At 64.7% G+C, this 17,763-nt stretch carries 21 protein-coding genes; 10 read left to right on the forward strand and 11 right to left on the reverse strand.

Going from position 1 to position 17,763, the window contains the following annotated elements; translation table 11 throughout:
• The first annotated feature begins 21 nt into the window (after positions 1-21).
• A complete protein-coding gene (locus VGN93_RS04560; protein ID WP_327506521.1) occupies positions 22-231 on the forward strand; it encodes a hypothetical protein in 210 nt (69 codons plus the stop codon).
• A 99-nt stretch (positions 232-330) separates the two neighbouring features.
• Entirely contained in the window at positions 331-1,497 is a 1,167-nt protein-coding gene (locus tag VGN93_RS04565) for a pyridoxal phosphate-dependent aminotransferase (protein WP_327506522.1), read from the forward strand.
• Positions 1,498-1,500: 3 nt separating this feature from the next.
• Here the strand turns inward: VGN93_RS04565 and VGN93_RS04570 are convergent, their stop codons facing one another.
• Positions 1,501-2,031, reverse strand: coding sequence for an AAA family ATPase (locus VGN93_RS04570; protein ID WP_327506523.1), 531 nt, complete (start codon positions 2,029-2,031; stop codon positions 1,501-1,503).
• A 95-nt stretch (positions 2,032-2,126) separates the two neighbouring features.
• Between VGN93_RS04570 and galE the strand changes: the two genes are divergently transcribed.
• Positions 2,127-3,119 carry a UDP-glucose 4-epimerase GalE gene (gene galE, locus VGN93_RS04575; RefSeq protein ID WP_327506524.1) on the forward strand — a complete coding sequence of 331 codons (993 nt, stop codon included), beginning with the start codon at positions 2,127-2,129 and terminating at the stop codon, positions 3,117-3,119.
• Positions 3,120-3,122: 3 nt separating this feature from the next.
• Here the strand turns inward: galE and VGN93_RS04580 are convergent, their stop codons facing one another.
• The 5 genes from VGN93_RS04580 to VGN93_RS04600 all read right to left on the reverse strand — a co-directional run bounded on the left by VGN93_RS04580 (position 3,123) and on the right by VGN93_RS04600 (position 6,976).
• Positions 3,123-3,422: a chorismate mutase family protein gene (locus tag VGN93_RS04580; RefSeq protein ID WP_327506525.1), complete on the reverse strand. Its 300-nt coding sequence runs from the start codon at positions 3,420-3,422 to the stop codon at positions 3,123-3,125.
• Positions 3,423-3,746: 324 nt separating this feature from the next.
• A complete protein-coding gene (gene cydB / locus VGN93_RS04585) occupies positions 3,747-4,751 on the reverse strand; it encodes a cytochrome d ubiquinol oxidase subunit II (protein ID WP_327506526.1) in 1,005 nt (334 codons plus the stop codon).
• Complete coding sequence (locus VGN93_RS04590; RefSeq protein WP_327506527.1) at positions 4,741-6,159, reverse strand: cytochrome ubiquinol oxidase subunit I; 1,419 nt, start codon at positions 6,157-6,159, stop codon at positions 4,741-4,743. The genes cydB and VGN93_RS04590 overlap by 11 nt, the downstream gene beginning before the upstream one ends.
• A gap of 233 nt (positions 6,160-6,392) precedes the next feature.
• Complete coding sequence (locus tag VGN93_RS04595) at positions 6,393-6,668, reverse strand: hypothetical protein (protein ID WP_319323837.1); 276 nt, start codon at positions 6,666-6,668, stop codon at positions 6,393-6,395.
• A 50-nt stretch (positions 6,669-6,718) separates the two neighbouring features.
• Positions 6,719-6,976 carry a hypothetical protein gene (locus tag VGN93_RS04600; protein WP_327506528.1) on the reverse strand — a complete coding sequence of 86 codons (258 nt, stop codon included), beginning with the start codon at positions 6,974-6,976 and terminating at the stop codon, positions 6,719-6,721.
• A gap of 249 nt (positions 6,977-7,225) precedes the next feature.
• Here VGN93_RS04600 and VGN93_RS04605 point away from each other — a divergent pair, with 249 nt between their 5' ends.
• Complete coding sequence (locus VGN93_RS04605; RefSeq protein ID WP_327506529.1) at positions 7,226-7,471, forward strand: hypothetical protein; 246 nt, start codon at positions 7,226-7,228, stop codon at positions 7,469-7,471.
• Positions 7,472-7,534: 63 nt separating this feature from the next.
• Here VGN93_RS04605 and VGN93_RS04610 read toward each other — a convergent pair whose 3' ends face one another.
• The 5 genes from VGN93_RS04610 to VGN93_RS04630 form a co-directional block, all read right to left on the reverse strand.
• On the reverse strand, positions 7,535-8,704 hold the full coding sequence (locus VGN93_RS04610) for a M20 aminoacylase family protein (RefSeq protein ID WP_327506530.1): 1,170 nt from the start codon (positions 8,702-8,704) through the stop codon (positions 7,535-7,537).
• Position 8,705: 1 nt separating this feature from the next.
• Positions 8,706-9,524: an ABC transporter permease subunit gene (locus tag VGN93_RS04615; protein WP_327506531.1), complete on the reverse strand. Its 819-nt coding sequence runs from the start codon at positions 9,522-9,524 to the stop codon at positions 8,706-8,708.
• Positions 9,524-10,252 (reverse strand): ABC transporter permease, encoded by a 729-nt coding sequence (locus VGN93_RS04620; protein ID WP_319323841.1) that lies wholly within the window; start codon positions 10,250-10,252, stop codon positions 9,524-9,526. Before VGN93_RS04620 ends, VGN93_RS04615 begins: the two co-directional genes overlap by 1 nt.
• Before the next feature lie 166 nt (positions 10,253-10,418).
• Entirely contained in the window at positions 10,419-11,201 is a 783-nt protein-coding gene (locus VGN93_RS04625; protein WP_327506532.1) for a transporter substrate-binding domain-containing protein, read from the reverse strand.
• A 29-nt stretch (positions 11,202-11,230) separates the two neighbouring features.
• Positions 11,231-12,004, reverse strand: a complete 774-nt coding sequence (locus VGN93_RS04630) for an ABC transporter ATP-binding protein (RefSeq protein WP_327506533.1) — start codon at positions 12,002-12,004, stop codon at positions 11,231-11,233.
• 35 nt (positions 12,005-12,039) lie between these two features.
• Here VGN93_RS04630 and VGN93_RS04635 point away from each other — a divergent pair, with 35 nt between their 5' ends.
• From VGN93_RS04635 to VGN93_RS04660, 6 genes are all read left to right on the forward strand, one after another.
• On the forward strand, positions 12,040-12,222 hold the full coding sequence (locus VGN93_RS04635; RefSeq protein WP_327506534.1) for a hypothetical protein: 183 nt from the start codon (positions 12,040-12,042) through the stop codon (positions 12,220-12,222).
• Positions 12,219-13,097 carry a dimethylarginine dimethylaminohydrolase family protein gene (locus tag VGN93_RS04640; RefSeq protein ID WP_327506535.1) on the forward strand — a complete coding sequence of 293 codons (879 nt, stop codon included), beginning with the start codon at positions 12,219-12,221 and terminating at the stop codon, positions 13,095-13,097. The genes VGN93_RS04635 and VGN93_RS04640 overlap by 4 nt, the downstream gene beginning before the upstream one ends.
• Positions 13,098-13,162: 65 nt before the next feature.
• Positions 13,163-13,795 (forward strand): TetR family transcriptional regulator C-terminal domain-containing protein, encoded by a 633-nt coding sequence (locus VGN93_RS04645; protein ID WP_327506536.1) that lies wholly within the window; start codon positions 13,163-13,165, stop codon positions 13,793-13,795.
• A 36-nt stretch (positions 13,796-13,831) separates the two neighbouring features.
• Positions 13,832-15,022 carry a pyridoxal phosphate-dependent aminotransferase gene (locus tag VGN93_RS04650; protein ID WP_327506537.1) on the forward strand — a complete coding sequence of 397 codons (1,191 nt, stop codon included), beginning with the start codon at positions 13,832-13,834 and terminating at the stop codon, positions 15,020-15,022.
• Positions 15,019-16,626: a 5-guanidino-2-oxopentanoate decarboxylase gene (locus tag VGN93_RS04655; protein WP_327506538.1), complete on the forward strand. Its 1,608-nt coding sequence runs from the start codon at positions 15,019-15,021 to the stop codon at positions 16,624-16,626. Before VGN93_RS04650 ends, VGN93_RS04655 begins: the two co-directional genes overlap by 4 nt.
• A gap of 163 nt (positions 16,627-16,789) precedes the next feature.
• A complete protein-coding gene (locus VGN93_RS04660) occupies positions 16,790-17,725 on the forward strand; it encodes a hypothetical protein (RefSeq protein WP_327506540.1) in 936 nt (311 codons plus the stop codon).
• Positions 17,726-17,763 lie beyond the last annotated feature (38 nt).

Raw genomic sequence — 17,763 nt, forward strand, 5'->3', positions numbered from 1 at the left:
CACGTTCGCAAGGAGAAGACCATGAGCCCGGAATGGATGATGGCATTCGATATCGCCGCCATGCGGAACGATAAACGCGGGAAGACGCTTGTCGATCCGCTGGAGCGGGCGGAATGGGAAGGGCTTGATCTTGTGTCGCGCCTTTTCTCGCGCTGGCTTTCGGCCGATGGTCGGGAAAGCCGGCGGTATCGCCCGATGCCGCACTTCAAGCCTGCACGCTTCCATCAATGAATTCAATGGGAGCGTCAGATAAACTGGCGTGAACAGAGGCGCGAAACCGGCTAGAGCTTGTCCGCCCATGCGTGGCGAGATCCTGCCGGAGTGATTTGCATGACCCTTATCGAAAGCCTCAGCCCCCGATCGCTGCGCGCGCCGGAAAGCGGGATCGTCGAGGTGGTGAATTATGCGCGCGAGCGCGAGGGGCTGATCCCGCTGTGGGTCGGCGAAGGGGATCTGCCGACGCCGGAATTCATTTCCCGCGCCGCCTCCGATGCGCTGCTGCGCGGCGAGACGTTTTATACCTGGCAGCGGGGCATTCCGGAATTGCGCTCGGCGCTTTCGCGCTACTATGCCCGTCGCTTCGGCGCGGCGCTGCCGGCGGAGCATTTCTATGTCGTCGGCTCCGGCATGCAGGCGATCAAGCTTGCCATCGAAGCGCTCGTTTCGCCGGGCGACGATGTGGTCTACCTGACGCCGGCCTGGCCGAATTTCGCGGCGGCGGCAGAGCTTTCCGGCGCCAATCCCATCGCCGTGACGCTCGATTTTGCCGGCGGGCGCTGGCAGGTGGATCTCGACCGCGTGGAGGCGGCAATCACGCCGAAGACGCGCGTGCTCTTCGTCAACACGCCTTCCAATCCGACCGGCTGGACGGCGACACGCGAGGACCTCGCAAACCTGCTGACGATCGCCCGGCGGCATGATCTCTGGATCATGGCCGACGAGATCTATGCGCTTTATCACTATGCGGGCGGGCGGGCGCCGTCCTTCCTCGACGTGATGGAACAGGGCGACCGCGTCGTCTTCGTCAATTCCTTCTCGAAGAACTGGTCGATGACCGGCTGGCGCGTCGGCTGGATCGTCGCGCCGCCGGAAATCGGCCAGGTTCTGGAAAACCTCATTCAATATTCCACCTCCGGCGTGCCGCAGTTCCTGCAACAGGGCGCGATCGTGGCGCTCGACGAGGGCGACGCCTTCGTGCAGGCGAATGTCGACAAGGCGGCGAAGAACCGCGACGTCTTCTGCGATGCGCTGATCGCCACCAACCGGGTGGAGACGCTGAAGCCGGATGGGGCGCTCTATGCGTTCCTGAAGATCGACGGCGTCACGGATTCGCGGCTCACGGCGCTCGACATCGTCGATCGGACCAATGTGGGCCTGGCACCGGGAACGGCCTTCGGCCCGGGTGGCGAGCTCTTCATGCGGGCCTGCTTCCTGCGCGATCCGAAGGACGTGGCGGAAGCCGCGGATCGCCTTGCCCGCTATATCGCGGCGCGCTGACCGTCAGGACAGGTGGCGGAGCACGACATCAGCGCGCTCCGCCACCGTTACCTTGGGCAGGATGATCGCCTCGTATCCGAGCGCGGGATAGACGTTTTTCAGGCGCTCGTATTCCGCCACCGCCGCGTCGAAGCCGTGCCGGCGTTCCGGGTCGCCCGCATAGATTTCCGGCCAGGGCGGCGTGAGGAAAACCAGCCGGTTGTAGCGATGTTCAGCGGCGAGCGTGGCCAGCACCGGCTCGCCGCTATGTGCCTCAAGCGCGGATGCGGCATCGATCAGGCCGCGGTCGAAGAAGACGAGGCCGGGGTGGTCCTGCATCGCCTCTCTGTCAGCGAGCGCCATGTCGATCGCGCGGCGGGCGAAGGCCGCGAGGTCCTGCCAGGGCAAGGCGCTGCCGCCGGTCGCAAACTCCTGCTGCACGATGCGGCGGCCGGGCTCCTCGACAACGGCATGGCCGCGCTGGCGGAGCGCTTCGAGCAGGGTGGATTTTCCGCCGCCGGAGCAGCCGGAGAGCACGATGAAACGGTCGGACATTTCGTCTATCCTTTGAAGCGAGGGGCGTGCGCGGGGTTGCGTCCGGCCGGTGTGCGGGGTGATATGCCTGCCATTCGGACGATTCGGAGGTTGGCATGGCGGTTCTGGTTACGGGTGGCGCGGGATATATCGGCAGCCACATGGTCTGGGCGCTCGTCGATGCCGGGGAAGAGGTCGTCGTGCTCGACCGGCTTTCCACCGGCTTCCGTTGGGCCGTGGCGCCCGAGGCGCGGTTCTACGAGGGCGACATCGCCGATCCGGCCGTGCTGGCGACGATCTTTGCGGAAAACCGCATCGATGCGATCATCCATTTCGCCGGGTCGATCATCGTGCCGGAATCGGTCGCCGATCCCCTCTCCTATTACGAGAACAACACCGTCAAGTCACGCGCGCTGATCGCGGCCGCCGTCGCGGCGAAGGTGCCGCATTTCGTGTTCTCCTCCACCGCCGCCGTCTACGGCACGCCCGATGGCACCGAGCCGGTGCTGGAAAGTGCGGCCCTTCGGCCGGAATCGCCCTATGGCTCCTCGAAGCTGATGACCGAGATCATGCTGCGCGATACCGCCGCCGCGCATGACTTCACCTATACGGCGCTGCGCTATTTCAACGTCGCCGGTGCCGATCCACGCGGGCGCACCGGCCAGTCGACGGCGGGCGCCACGCATCTCATCAAGGTCGCCAGCGAAGCCGCACTCGGCAAGCGCAACGGTATGGACGTCTACGGCACGGATTATCCCACACCGGACGGCACCTGCGTGCGCGACTATATTCATGTCACCGACCTTGCCAATGCGCATCTCAAGGCCTTGCAGCGCATGCGGGCCGGCGGCGGCTCGATCGTCGCGAACTGCGGCTATGGTCGCGGCTTTTCCGTGCTGGAGGTGCTGGAGCAGGTGAAGGCGGTGTCCGGCGTGGAGTTCCCGGTGCGTTTTGCCGCCCGCCGGCCGGGCGATGCGGTGCTCATCGTCGCCAATCCGTCGGTCGCGATGAAGGAACTCGACTGGAAGCCCGAGCATGATAACCTCGCCTTCATCGTGCGCACGGCGCTCGATTGGGAAGATCATCTCGGCAAGCGAAATCAGCTGTAAGATTCAGGCTTCGCCGAGCAGCTTCTTTTCGTGCTCGATGGCGTGCTGGATGAGCTCAGCCCAGATTCCTTCGTAGAAATCGCCGTCGAGGCCGTGGTCCGTCGCATTGCGTTGCGCGTTGTCGCGCACTTCTTTCACGCGCTCCGGCACGTCGGCGGGGATGCCGAGGCCGACCTTGATCTCGGCCGCGCGGTTGATGAAGCTCCAGCGTTCGGCGAAGAGCGCCATCAGCGCCTGGTCGACCCGGTCGATGTTTTCCCGGATGTCCGTCATCGTCGTGCAGTCTGCCGCAGTCTTCACCATGCCGGTCTCCTTCATGGGCAACCGGATAGCAGAGGAATGTTTGGGGGGAAAGGCATCTCTCTGTCGCGAGACACTAGGCCACATGCAGGTCCGGGGGTTAAGCGAAAGGAGGGTGCGGTCCTGTCTTCCACTTGCGGACCTGCATGCTGGCCGAGGCGGAACCTAGGCATGTAAGCTGGCGCGAAGCTGGCTAATTTAACGTTACGTAAGGTTACGTGCCGATGACGAGCTTGATGGCGAAGCCGAGGATCGTCACCGCCAGCACGCCGCCCGCCCAGAGCCCGAAGAACCACAGAAGTTTTCGCGCGGTGGAATTCTCCGTCATCAGTGATAGCCCTCCTCCGGATCGACCTTGCCGCGGAAGACCCAGTAGGCATAGGCGGTGTAGCCGAGGATCATCGGCACCAGCACGACCGCACCGACGAGCAGGAAGGCGAGGCTTTCATGCGGGGCGGCGGCCTCCCAGATCGTCAGCGAGGTCGGCACGATATAGGGATAGAAGCTGATGCCGATGCCGGCGAAACCGAGCACGAAGAGGCCGAGCGCCGCAAGGAACGGCCGGGAATCATGCTCGGTGCGCAGGCCATGGATCAGCAGCGCGAAGCAGCCAAGCACGAGCAGCGGCACCAGCAGGCTGAAGATGACGGTCGGCCAGCCGAACCAGCGTTCGAAATAGAGCGGCTCGAGGAAGGGCGTCCACAGGCTGACGATGCCCATGGCCAGAAGCATGCCGATGCCTGCCCTCAGCGCGTAACGCCGCGCGCGTTCGGCAAGCGGGCCGCTCGTCTTCATCACCAGCCAGGTGGCGCCGAGCAGTGCATAGCCGACGAGGAGTGCGAAGCCGGTCGCGATGGAGAACGGCGTCAGCCAGTCCCACCAGCCGCCGGTATAGGCGCGGTTTGCTACCGGAATGCCCTGCACCAGCGCGCCCAGCGCCACGCCTTGCGAGAAGGCCGCGACCATCGAGCCGCCGGCAAAGGCGATGTCCCAGAGGAACTCGCCGCGCTTGGTGCGCCAGCGATATTCGAAGGCGACGCCGCGGAAGATGAGGCCGAGCAGCATCAGCACGAGCGGCATGTAGAGCGCCGGAAGGATCGTCGCATAGGCGAGCGGGAAGACCGCCATCAGCCCGCCACCGCCGAGTACCAGCCATGTCTCGTTGCCGTCCCAGACGGGGGCGACGGAGTTCATCATCACGTCGCGGTCGTGTTTTTCCTTGAAGAAGGGAAAGAGGATGCCGACGCCGAGATCGAAGCCGTCGAGGATGACGTAGGCGAGCACCGCAAAGGCGATGATGGCCGCCCAGATGAAGGGAAGGTCAAGCGCCATGGTGGTGGCTCCCGGGTTTGGTGGCGATGGCAGCTGCGGGCGTGATGCCGGCGGTGCGGAGCGGGCCGTCCTGAAGATCGGGCATCGGATCGCGCGGCAGGCGACCCATCAGGCGCAGGATGTAGAAGGTGCCGGCGCCGAAGACGAGGAAATAGACGACGATGAAGGCGATGAGCGAGGTCGCGACGGCGGGCGCATCGATGGGTGCCACGGAATTCGCCGTCAGCAGGTGGCCGTAGACCGTATAGGGCTGGCGGCCGACCTCCGTCGTCACCCAGCCGGCGAGCACGGCGACGAAGCCGGCAGGACCCATCAGGACGGCGGCGCGGTGCAGCCAGCGGTTCTCGCCGAGCGAGCCCCGCCACCGACACCACAGCGACCAGAGCCCGATGCTTAGCATGGCGAAGCCGATACCGACCATGATTCGGAACGCCCAGAAGACGATGCCGACCGGCGGGTGCAGCTCCTTCGGCACGGAATCGAGGCCGGCGAGCGGGGCGTTCAGCTCATGTTTCAGGATGAGGCTCGAAAGCTTCGGGATCTCGATCGCGTAGTCGACGCGCTGTTCGGCCGAGTTCGGAATGCCGAACAGGATGAGCGGTGCGCCGTCCGGATGGCTCTGGTAGTGCCCCTCCATCGCCATCACCTTGACCGGCTGGTGTTCCAGCGTGTTGAGACCGTGCATGTCGCCGGCAAAGATCTGGATGGGCGCGACGATCGCCGCCATCCACATGGCCATGGAAAACATCTTTTTCGCGCGCTTCGGGGCATCGCCACGCAAGAGATGGTAGGCGCCGACGCCACCGACGACGAAAGCGGTCGTGAGATAGGCGGCGAGCACCATGTGCACCAGCCGGTAGGGGAAGGACGGATTGAAGATCACCGCCCACCAGTCGGTGGGCACGAACTGGCCGACATCGTTGACCGCAAAGCCGGCCGGTGTCTGCATCCAGGAATTGGCGGCGAGAATCCAGGTGGCGGAGATCAGCGTGCCGACGGCGACCATGAGGGTCGCGAAGAAATGCAGCTTCGGACCGACGCGGTTGAGGCCGAACAGCATGACGCCGAGGAAGCCCGCCTCCAGGAAGAAGGCCGTCAGCACCTCGTAGCCCATCAGCGGTCCGATGACCGGCCCGGCCTTGTCGGAGAAGACGCTCCAGTTCGTGCCGAACTGGTAGGACATGACGATACCGGAGACGACGCCCATGCCGAAGGCGAGCGCGAAGATCGTCTTCCAGAAATTGAACAGGGCGAAATAGACCTCGTCCTTCGTCCAGAGCCACAGCCCTTCCAGCACGGCGAGATAGCTCGCAAGGCCGATCGAGAAGGCCGGGAAGACGATGTGGAACGACACCGTGAAGGCGAACTGGAATCGGGCGAGCAGCGTTGCGTCCAGCGATTCGAACATGGACCGCGTCCTTTCATGAGGCTGCCGCAGGTGACTGCACGCTGCGGCTGCACGAAAGAATGCGGCCTAAAACAGGCAAAGGTCAATTCGCCGGCCTCGCCCACGTTGCCGCACCGCGACAATCGCCCGCGTGCGGCATTTCGGCCGCCGCCGACGGGCCACGCCGAAACGAACGAAGCCCCCGGCGGGTCACCGGGAGCTTCGAGACGGGAATGGCGAAAGATCTTCGTCGCTCAGCGATCGGCCAGCGTGGAGCTGTCGAGGCCAGGATAATAATCGCCATCGGCCGGGCCGATACGCTTCGTTCGAACATCTTGCGTCGTATAGGCATGCGGGTTGCGTTGGCGCTTTTCCGCAATCATCCGGTCCTGTTTGGCGCTGGGCCAGATACCTTCGTAGTAGCTACCGCCGGCCAGCGTGGCGGCACCATCGGCCAGCGCGGCGGAACCGCCGAAGAGCGTGGCAGCCACCAGCGTGGTGGCGAAGGCGAGGTTAAGGGTCTTGGTCATTGTCGTGGTCCTGATTCAGTCTTGAGAGGAATATCGGAATAAAAGCCGGGTCAGCGGTCGTTGCGATCGACGCCGCGGTAGTAGTCGCCGTTGGCCGGGCCGATATTTTCAGTGGTCCGGGTGCTCGTCACTGCATCGCCGTTGCGAATGCTCTGCGTGGTGAAACGGTCGATCTTCTGGCTTTGGGTCGGCTCGCGGGAGACACCCGAATAGTAGTCGCCGTCACCACCGGCGAAGGCTGCGGTGCCGCCGAAAACGGAGGCGGCGACGAGAGCGGCGGCAAAGGTCTTGTTAAGGGTCTTGGTCATTGTGGTGTCCTTTTCCTATAAGCTTTTGATATGTCTCTGCTTCAAAACTGACGGGCGAATTTCACCGCGGCCGCGTGACAACGCGCGCTGGTGGCGGGGTCGGTGGGGAGCGCCTTTCCGTCGGCACGCTTCGACATCGTCATCTCCCATCAGTCTTCCGGGAGCGTTATGTCGCTCTCGTGAAATAAAGATGGTCCCTCAAATTGAAGGATGGAAGGGTCTCAAATTGGAAACAGGCGTCAACGTTTATTGAACGATGAAAACCGTGCTTGCGGAGCACAACCGGAGGCGCCAGAAAATGAACAAACCGTCCGGATGGACGGTTTTTTTATCAAATTGGAGCTCTGGCAATACACTGATTTCAAATGGGGAATTTTAAGGTGCTTCGCGCGGCTACAGCGCCTGCGCGGCAAAGGTGCAGCGAGACGGTGCGCTTTTAACGATTGTGGCGCTAAAAATCCGCAGCGCGATTTCAAGGGTTTCACGAATGTGTGACGCCGCAAAAATCGGCAGAAAGACCCGCCCCGGCGGGCCTCAATTGTGGCCGGATTGTGTCGCTCAGCCGGCCCGGAGGTAGTGTTCGGCAAGCTCCGTCCAGAAGGCCGCGCCGACCGGCAGGAGATCGTCGTTGAAATTGTAACCGGGGTGGTGGAGCGACTTGTCGTTCTCGCCACCCTTGCCGCCGAGGAAGAAATAGGTGCCCGGCCGTTCCTTCAGCATATAGGCGAAATCCTCGCTGCCCATGAAGGGGCGGGCAAGGTCGACGACCTTGTCGGCGCCGGCAAAGCGGATGGCGAGTTCGCGCACCAGGTCCGTCTCGGCCGTATGGTTGACCGTCGCGTCGTAGAAGCGCTGGTAATCCACCGTCGCCGTCATGCCGTAGCTTTCGGCCTGGCGCGAGGCGATGAGGCAGATGCGGCGCTCCAGCTCGTCGCGCACCGCGGGATCGAAGGAGCGGATACCGACGACGATTTCGGCGCGGCTCGGGATGATGTTGCTGGCAGAGCCCGAATGGAAGGAGCCGACCGTCACCACCGTCGGATCGAGCGGGTGGATGTTGCGCGAGACGATGGTCTGGAGCGCCATGACGATGGAGGCGCCGCAGACGATCGGGTCCAGCGTCTCCTGCGGCTCCGCGCCGTGGCCGCCGACGCCGTTCACCGTGATGCGTGCCTCGTCGACCGCCGCCATGATCGGGCCGTCACGCAGCCCGAACTGGCCGAAGGGCAGGCCCGGCTCGTTGTGCAGCGCGAAGACGGCGTCGCAGGGGAATTTGTCGAAAAGCCCCTCCTCCACCATGATCTTGGCGCCGCCGAAATTTTCCTCCGCCGGCTGGAAGATCAGGTGCACGGTGCCGTCGAAATTGCGCCGTTCGGCGATCGCCTTTGCCGCACCGAGCAGCATGGTCGTGTGCCCGTCATGGCCGCAGGCATGCATCTTGCCCGGCGTCTTGCTGGCATAGGGAAGACCGGTCTCCTCGAAGATCGGCAGGGCGTCGATATCGGCGCGAATGCCGATCGACTTGCGGCTGGTGCCGTTCACCAGTGTCGCGACCAGGCCGGTCTTGGCGAGGCCGCGCGTGACCTTGTAGCCGTAGCTTTCCAGATGGCGCGCGATGACATCGGAGGTGCGCACCTCTTCAAGGCCCAGTTCCGGGTGCTCGTGCAGGTCGCGGCGGATCGCCACCATTTCGGGCATGGAATTTTTGAGCGTCGTATGGATCGTCATTTCAGGCACCACGTGTGGGAATTTTGCTCTCGAAATAGCGGAAGGCGGCCACCAGGATGGCGGTCAGGCAGAGATAGATGAGCGCCAGCAGCAGCAGCGGCTCATAGGTAATGTAGGTCTCCTGCCGCACCTTGGAGATGACGGCATAGAGGTCGATGACGGTGATCGTCGCCACCAGCGGCGTCGCCTTCAGCTGCAGCACGGTCTCGCCGTTCAGCGTCGGCAGGGCACGGTGCACGGCGCGCGGCAGCCAGATGCGGCGGAAGACGGTGAAGGGGCTCATGCCATAGGCACGCGCGGCCTCGAGCTCGCCCGGCGGCACGCCGGCGAAAGCGCCGCGCATCACCTCGCCCTCATAGGCGGCAAAGGAGAGGGTCAGCGCCGCCACGCCGTAAGGCCAGGCTTCGCGCAGATAGGGCCAGAGGAAGGAATTGCGGATTTCCGGAAACTGCGGGAAGAGCGAGCCCAGACCGTAATAGAGCAGCCAGAGCTGCAACAGCAGCGGCGTGCCGCGGATGACCGTGCAGAAGACCCGCGCCAGCGCCTTGAGCGGCCACGGCCCCGTCACCTGCACCAGGCCGATCGGCACGGCGAGAATGAAGCCGAGCATCGCGGTCGAAAACAGCATCAAGAGCGTCACACCGGCGCCATGGGCGAGGCGGCCGGAATATTTCGGCACCCAGTCCCAGCGCATGAACCAGACGATGCAGAAGACGAGGATCGCGGCGATCGCCATCAGCACGATGCGATGCGGTTTGAACATGCTCGCCTTCGTCGGCAGTTCGGTCAGCGCGAGGGCGGTAACGGTCGGATCGCTCATCAGGCGGTCCTCGCCATGCCGCGCCGGTAATGGCGCTCGATGAAGCCGATCAGCACGTTGGAGACCAGCGTGATCATCAGGTAGAGCACGCCGGCCGCGCAGAAGAACAGCAGGTAGGCCTTGGTGCTGCCGGCCGCCTGGCGGGTAACCAATGTCAGTTCGCTGAAGCCGACGACGGCGAGAAGCGCCGTGTCCTTGGTGGCGATCAGCCAGAGATTGGAGAGGCCGGGAATGGCGTGCGGCAGCATGGCCGGCAGCGTGATGCGGCGCATGACCTGGAACGGCGACATGCCGTAGGCGCGTGCCGCCTCCATCTGCCCCGCCGGCACCGCCTTGATCGCGCCGCGCAGAACCTCGGTGGAATAGGCGCCCTGCACGACGCCGATGACGAAGATGCCGGCCGCAAGCCCGCTGATATCGACGGGGCCGAAGCCGACGAGCGCCGAGAGTTGGTTCAGCACGTCCGTGCCGGCATAATAGAGGATGAGGATCAGCACGAGCTCCGGCACCGCCCGCACCAGTGTGGTGTAGACCTCGAGCAGATCCTTGGTGACCGGGCCACCATAGAGCTTGCCCATGGCGCCGCCCGTGCCGAGGATCAGGCCGAGCGCATAACCGCCGACGGCAATCTGGATGGAATTCCACAACCCCGCCAACAACACCCCGCCCCAGCCGGGCGGCTCAAGCGCAAGCAGGCTCCAGTTGATCAGCGATCCGGCATCGGCCATTAGGTTTCCTTCATTCCTTCAGAGGAATCGCATTGCTGCGGCCTCCCCACCCTCCCCTCGAGGGGGTGGGGTGACGCGGCCTCTCCGGAAGCTACGCCGGTGCGGATGGGGTCGCCCCCACCCGCCGCTTTGCGGCGACCTCCCCCTCAAGGAGAGGTAGGCAGCCTCAGCCGCCGTAGATGTCGAAGTCGAAATACTTCTTCGAGAAGGTGTCGTAGGTGCCGTTGGCGCGGATCGTCTTGATGGCGGCGTTGATCTTGTCCTTCAGTTCCGTCTCACCCTTGCGCAGGCCGACGCCGACGCCAAGCCCGAGGACTTCCGGATCGTCCTTGACCATGCCTTTCATGTCACAGCAGGCGGCACCCTGCTCGCTCTTGAGGAACTCCAGCATTGCGACGGAGTCGGCCTGCACCGCGTCGATGCGGCCGGAGGCGAGGTCGTTGTTGGCCTCGTCCTGCGTCTGGTATTCCTTGATCGTCACACCGGCCGGCGCAAAGTACTTGTTGGCATAGACCTGGTGGATGGTCGCTATCTGTACGCCGAGCGTCTTGCCGGCGAGGCCTTCCGGCGTCGGCTCGAACTTGGCGTCCTTCGGCCCGATGACGCCGGGAAGCGAGTTGTAGTATTTGTCGGAGAAGTCGATCGTCTGCTGGCGCTCCGCCGTGACCGACATGGAGCCGATGATCATGTCGATCTTGTTGGTGGTCAGCGCCGGGATGATGCCATCCCAGGAGACCGGCGTGATGACGCAGTCGAGCTTCGCTTCGGCGCAGATCGCCTTCATGAAGTCCACTTCCCAGCCCTGCCAGTTGCCGGAGGCATCCGGCGAGGTGAAGGGCGGATAGGGCTCGGCGGCAAAACCGACGCGGACCTGCTGGGCAGCCGCGCCCGAAATGGCCGCGAGGCCGATCGCGGCGGCAAGGGCGATTGTCTTCAAGGCACTCTTCATGATTTTCCCTCTGTTGGTTTTTTTGGTTCTCAGTGGATGGAGCTGATGAATTTCTTCAGCCGCTCCGATTTCGGCGATCCGAACAGTGCGTCCGGCGGGCCTTGTTCCTCGATGACCCCGTTGGCCAGGAAGACGACGTGGCTCGCGACATTGCGCGCGAACTTCATCTCGTGCGTGACGAGGATCATCGTGCGCTTCTCCTTGGCGAGGTCGCCGATGACGGAGAGCACTTCGCCCACCAGTTCGGGATCGAGCGCGGAGGTCGGTTCGTCGAAGAGCATGACATGGGGCTGGATGGCGAGCGCGCGGGCGATGGCCGCGCGCTGCTGCTGGCCGCCGGAGAGGAAGGCGGGATAGGCGTCGCGCTTCTCGTAGAGCCCGACGCGGCGCAGCAGCGCCTCGGCGCGGGAGATCGCCTCGTCCTTCTTGACGCCCAGCACATGCACGGGCGCTTCGATGACGTTTTCGAGGATGGTCATGTGCTGCCAGAGATTGAAGCTCTGGAACACCATGCCGAGGCGGGAGCGCAGGCGCTGCACCTGCTTGCGGTCGGATGGCGTCATGCCGCCGTGGCCATCCTTCTTCATGGCGATCGTCTCGCCATGGATCGTCACCGATCCGGCGCTCGGCAGCTCCAGCATGTTGATACAGCGGAGAAACGTGGACTTGCCGGAACCCGAACCGCCGATGATGGCGATGACATCGCCCTCATGCGCGGTGAGTGATACGCCCTTGAGAACTTCAAGCGGCCCGAAGCGCTTGTGCAGGTCCCTGACCGCGATAGCCTCGGCGCGTTCCGTCATCGTGGAGAGGTCTCCAGCGCACGGAAAATCGATGCATGGATCATGCCAAACTTCCCCTGTTTTTCAGCGTTCCCGCGGGCATCTTCGGCCCGTCGTGGCGTCTTGTGGAAAGCATCGTGGCACTTGTTAAGAAATTATTCAAGCGTATAATAGGTCAAACGCTGACTTTTCTGGCAGCGCCCGCCCATGATCAAATTTCCATGAGGAGCAGTGAATGACCGCCTACGGTTCGCAGGAAATGTCGGCCCCCCTGATGCGCGTTCTGATGCGCCGCCCCGGCGAGAGCCTGAAGGGGGCCGATGCCGCCAAGTGGCACTACGGCCCGACCTTCGACGGCGCGCGTGCCGTGCACCAGTACAAGGCCTTCGCCGAGCTAGTCGAAAAATCCGGCACCGAGATCATGTGGCTGGAGGACGAGGGCGACGGGCTGGCCGACGCCATGTTCACCCACGACCCGTCGCTGATGTCCGACCATGGCGCGATCCTGCTTCGCATGGGCAAGCCGCTGCGCGTCGCCGAAACCGCCCTGCACGAAAAGGCCTATGCCGAGCGCCAGATCCCGATCCTCGGCCGCATCCAGGGTGAAGGCACGGTCGAAGGCGGCGATTGCATCTGGCTCGACGCCAAGACGCTGATCATCGGCCGCGGCGTGCGCACCAACCAGGAAGGCATCGACCAGATTTCCGCCATCCTCGCGCCGCACGGCATTTCGGTGCTCGCCTACGATCTGCCGCTCTGGCATGGCGAGGAGGCCTGCCTGCACCTGATGAGCGTGATGAGCCCGCTTGCGGAAGACCTCGCGCTCGTCTTCGCGCCGCTGCTGCCGGCGGCCTTCTACCAGTTGCTCAAGAAGCGCGGCATCCGGCTCATCGAGGCGCCGGCCGACGAGTTCCATGCCAGCAACGGCCTGTCGCTCAACGTGCTGCCGACCCGGCCTTACGAAGTCATCATGGTGGAAGGCTTCCCGGCCACCAAGGCGGCGATGGAAGCGGCCGGCTGCACCGTCGAGACCTTCGAGGCGGATGCGCTGTGCATCGCCTGCGAAGGCGGCCCGACCTGCCTGACGCGGCCGGTGCTGCGCCGGGCGGCCTAAAGCAGTTCCAGCAAAAGTGTGCGCGGTTTTGCGTCCGGAACTGCGTAAAAACTAGAGGAGAGCCGATGGCCCGCCGGACCTTTCATCGCGCCCCCGAGGCTGAACGCCGCCACGACCTGATCGAGGCGACGCTCGACTGCATTGCCGAATACGGCCTGGAGGGCGCGACGGTCCGGCAGATCGCCATCAAGGCGGGCGTGACGGCGGGCCTCATCCGGCACTATTTCCAGTCGAAGGAGCATATCCTTCAGGAGGCCTATCGCATCGTCATCGGCCGTCTCACCGAAAAGGCCGAGCGGGTGACGGGCGATGCGGAAACGCGGCTGCGCGACTTCATCGTCATCAACCTGACGGAGCCGGTCGCCAACAGCCGCAGCCTCTCGCTCTGGGCCTCGTTCATCAGCCGGGTCAGCGTCGATCCCGAACTCGCCGCCATCCACCGTGAAGGCTATCTGAGCTTTCGCAACGCGCTGGAAAGCCTGCTTGCCGATTTCCTGGCCGAGCGCGGCAAGGATGCCTCGCCGGAGCGCTGCCGAACGCTTGCCATCGCCATCAACGGCCTGCTCGACGGGCTGTGGCTGGAAGGCTGCCTTGCCGGCGAGCTTTTCGGCGAGAGCGAGCTGGTCGAGATCGCGCTCAACTCGATCGAAACGCTGCTGGGACTACGCCTGAGGCCGGTCGACGCGACGAGCGCCTGAACCTAAACGACATCAATTGAAATGCGGAGAACGGCCATGCGCTATGCATCCATCACAGACCGGCTTCAGAATCTCGGCTCGGAAAAATGGGCCATCCATGCCGAAGCGCGGCGGATGAAGGCCGAGGGCAAGCCGATCATCGAGCTCACCATCGGCGAGCCGGACGTGCCGCCGGACCCGATGCTGCTGGCCGAGGCCGTGCGGGCCATGCATGCCGGCCGCTACCGGTACTCCAACGGCCGCGGCGAGCCCTCCATCGTCGATGCGCTGGTGCGCAAGTATCGCAAGCGCCGCAGCGACGTGACCGCCGAAAACGTGCTCTGCTTCCCCGGCACCCAGACCGCCCTCTTCGCCGTCATGCTCGGCCTTGTCGAAGCGGGCGATGCCGTGCTCGTCGGCGACCCGCTCTATGCGACCTATGAGGGCGTGATCCGCTCCACTGGCGCAGCGCAGATCCCCGTGCCGCTGCGGCCCGAAAACGGCTTTCACATGAAGGCCGCCGATCTCGAAGCCGCCATCACGCCGGAATGCCGCGTGCTGCTGCTCAACACGCCGCACAACCCGACCGGCGCGGTTCTCACCGCCGACGAGATCGCCGAGATCGGCGCCGTCTGCCGCAAACACGACCTGTGGATCGTCTGCGACGAGGTCTACGAACAGCTCGTGTTCGGCGCGACCTTCGCCTCGCCCTTCGACAATCCCGACCTTGCCGAACGCACCATCGTCGTCTCCTCCATTTCGAAGTCCCATGCCGCCCCGGGCTTTCGCAGCGGCTGGGCGATCGGGCCTGCGGATTTCTGCACGCGGCTGCTGTCGGTGTCCGAAACCATGCTGTTCGGCGGCCAGCCCTTCATCGCCGACATGACGGCCTATGCGCTCGACAATCCGATCGCCACCGCCGCCACGATGCGCGAGACCTACAAGGCGCGCGCCGCCCGCTTCGTCGCCGCCCTTTCGCGTGCGCCCGGCCTCGTGCCGCTGCCGCCGGAGGCCGGCATGTTCATCGTCGTCGACGTCGCCGAAACCGGCATGAGCGGCGAGGACTTCGCCTGGGCGCTGCTCGGCGAGGAACTGGTCGCCGTGATGCCGGGTTCGTCCTTCGGAGACGAGGCGGAAGACTATATCCGCCTCAGTTTGACCGTACCCGATGCCCATATCGACGAGGCCTGCCGGCGCATTGCAGCGCTTGCCGCCCGATCCGCAAGCCCGAAGGAGCGCCGCGCATGACCACCAAAACCGTAGGCGAAGTTCTCGTCGACCTGCTGGAGGCCAATGGCGTCGACGTCGTGTTCGGCATTCCGGGCGTGCACACGGTCGAGCTCTATCGCGGGCTCGCCGCCTCGAAGATCCGCCACATCACGCCGCGCCACGAACAGGGCGCCGGCTTCATGGCGGATGGTTATGCCCGCGTTTCCGGCAAATCCGGCGTAGCCCTCGTCATCACCGGTCCGGGCCTCACCAACACCATCACGGCGATGGCGCAGGCGCGGCAGGATTCCGTGCCGATGCTGGTGATATCGGGCGTCAACAAGCGCGATTCGCTCGGCCATGGCCGCGGCCTCCTGCATGAGCTGCCGGACCAGCAGGGCATGATGAAGACGCTGGCGCTCTACTCGCACACGCTGCTCAACCCGGCCGACCTGCCGCTCGTCGTCGAGCGTGCCTTCGCCGTGCTGCTCTCCGGCCGCCCCGGCCCGGTGCATATCGAAATCCCGACCGACGTGATGGCCAAGCCCATCGAGACCGGCAGTTTTCCGCGTGCCGTCGCGACCCGTCCGCGCGCCGATGCGGAAACCCTGCAGCGCGCGGCGATCCTCTGCACCAATGCGACGCGGCCCGTGATCCTCGCCGGCGGCGGTGCGGTGACGGCGGAAGAAGAGATTCGTGAGCTTGCGGAGCGCATCGGCGCCCCGGTCGTCACCACGGTCAATGCCCGCGGCATGCTGGCCGGCAATGCGCTCTGCGTGCCGGCGAGCCCAAGCCTCAAGGCCGTGCGCCGGCTGCTTGCCGATGCCGACCTCGTCGTCGCCTTCGGCACGGAATTCGGCCCGACCGACTACGACATCAATGTCGATGGCGGTTTTCCGCAGCTGAAGACGCTGATCCGCATCGATATCGACGCCGCACAGCTTGCCCGCACGCCGCAATCGGGCCTGTCGATCTTTTCCAGCGCCAAGACGGCGGCGGCCGGGATGCTGGGTTTCCTCGAAGGGCACAAGCCGATCGGCAACGGCGCGGCGCGCGCCGAAACCGCGCGCAAGAACGCCTGGAAGGAGCTGACGCCGAAGATGCAGGTGGAGGTGGGCGTCATCGACGCGGTCTGGCGCGCGCTGCCGAAGGCGATCATCGTCGGGGATTCCACCCAGGCCGTCTATGCCGGCAACTACTATTGCGATGCGCCGCGCGCGCGCAGCTGGTTCAATGCGGCGACGGGGTATGGCGCGCTCGGTTTCGCCCCGCCGGCGGCGATCGGTGCTGCCCTTGCCGAGCCCGATGCGCCGATCATCTGCCTCGTCGGCGATGGCGGCCTGCAATTCTCGCTGTCGGAAATCGGCTCGGCCGTCGATGCCGATGCCCGCGTGATCTTCCTCGTCTGGAACAATGACGGTTACCAGGAGATCGAGAACTACATGGTCGATGCCGGCATCACGCCGGAAGGGGTCAAACCCTCCGCCCCCGACTTCATCGCCATCGGCACCGCCTATGGCGTGCCCTCCGAACGGCTCGCGGACGTGCGCGATCTGCCGGCGGCGCTGGAGCGGGCGGGTTCGCGCAACGGCCCGAGCCTCATCGAAATCCACCAGACGAAGACGGCCGGCGCGACGGCCTGATTCGCGGGCTCGGTGCGCCCGGCGACAAAAACGGCTCTGGCCGGGGCGGATGATCCCGCTCCGGCAAAGCCTGAAATCTCCGGGGTTTCGGCCGGGCGGACGCCTCGTTCGGCCGCCTTGCTTTGCAAAACCGTCGTTTATTTGTCATGGATGGCCGCGCTGTTTGCCGCCCACCCGCGTCGACGGCGATGGCAACGGGCTCGGGCAAAGGTTGACGGACCAGCAGAAACTTCCACGACCTGTCTATCAAAGGGTGCCGCCCGGTGCGCGGCCGCCTGCGCCGTCGCTTGTCCAGAAGGTGCTCGACTGGGTGCCGATGCGCGACTTCCTGGCGGCGCAGGCGGGCTTCACCGGACGGTTCAACCGCGCGGTCAAGCGACTCGATCGCGAGGGCGGCCCGGCACTCCCGGCCGCGCAAAGCCATTTCCATTTCGGCGAACGGCTGGTCATCCCCGTCGCCGCAAAAAGCCTGACGACGCGGCTTCGCGACAATATTTCCGATCGCGGCCGGTTGCGCTGGATCGGCACGCATTTTCTCGACGGCAGCGACTGGAGCGGGATCGTCGAACCGCTGGAAAACTCCTCCTCCCATGCGGAGATCCTGGAACTCATCCGCACGCGGCAGGATTTTCGCGCGGGCGCACGCTATCGCGGCTATGCAAAACGCATCGACGATGGCGGCATCGTCAAGCGCAACCGCATCGTCATCGACACGATCGACAAGCTCGACAACTATTTCGAATACTACCTGGCGCTGATCGCCGACATCGAGACGAACGGCATCGTGCCGCATTCCGATCTCGGCCTGCTCGGCCAGACCGGCCGGCGCCACCGCTGGACGCGCACGCTCTGGCAGGACCTCGCCGAACGGGACATCGGGGTGGCGATCGATGCGGAAGGCCGCCTCGTCCGCCACACCAACGGCAAGCACCGCATGGCGGCAGCACTCGCGCTCGGCATCGAGCGCATCCCGGTCGAAATCCGCCTCGTGCATGCCGGCTGGCTCCGGCAGCAGGCCGACCGGCTCGGCCTTTCCCCAGCCGATGCCCTGCTCGCGACGCTCGAACAGGCCCGTGCCACGGGCTGGCCCGCAACGTAAAAAGGCCCGGCGAACCGGGCCTTCTCGACATATCGGCC

Origin of the sequence: Shinella sp. (genome assembly GCF_035998705.1) — a bacterium.
Taxonomy (GTDB): Bacteria; Pseudomonadota; Alphaproteobacteria; order Rhizobiales; family Rhizobiaceae; genus Shinella.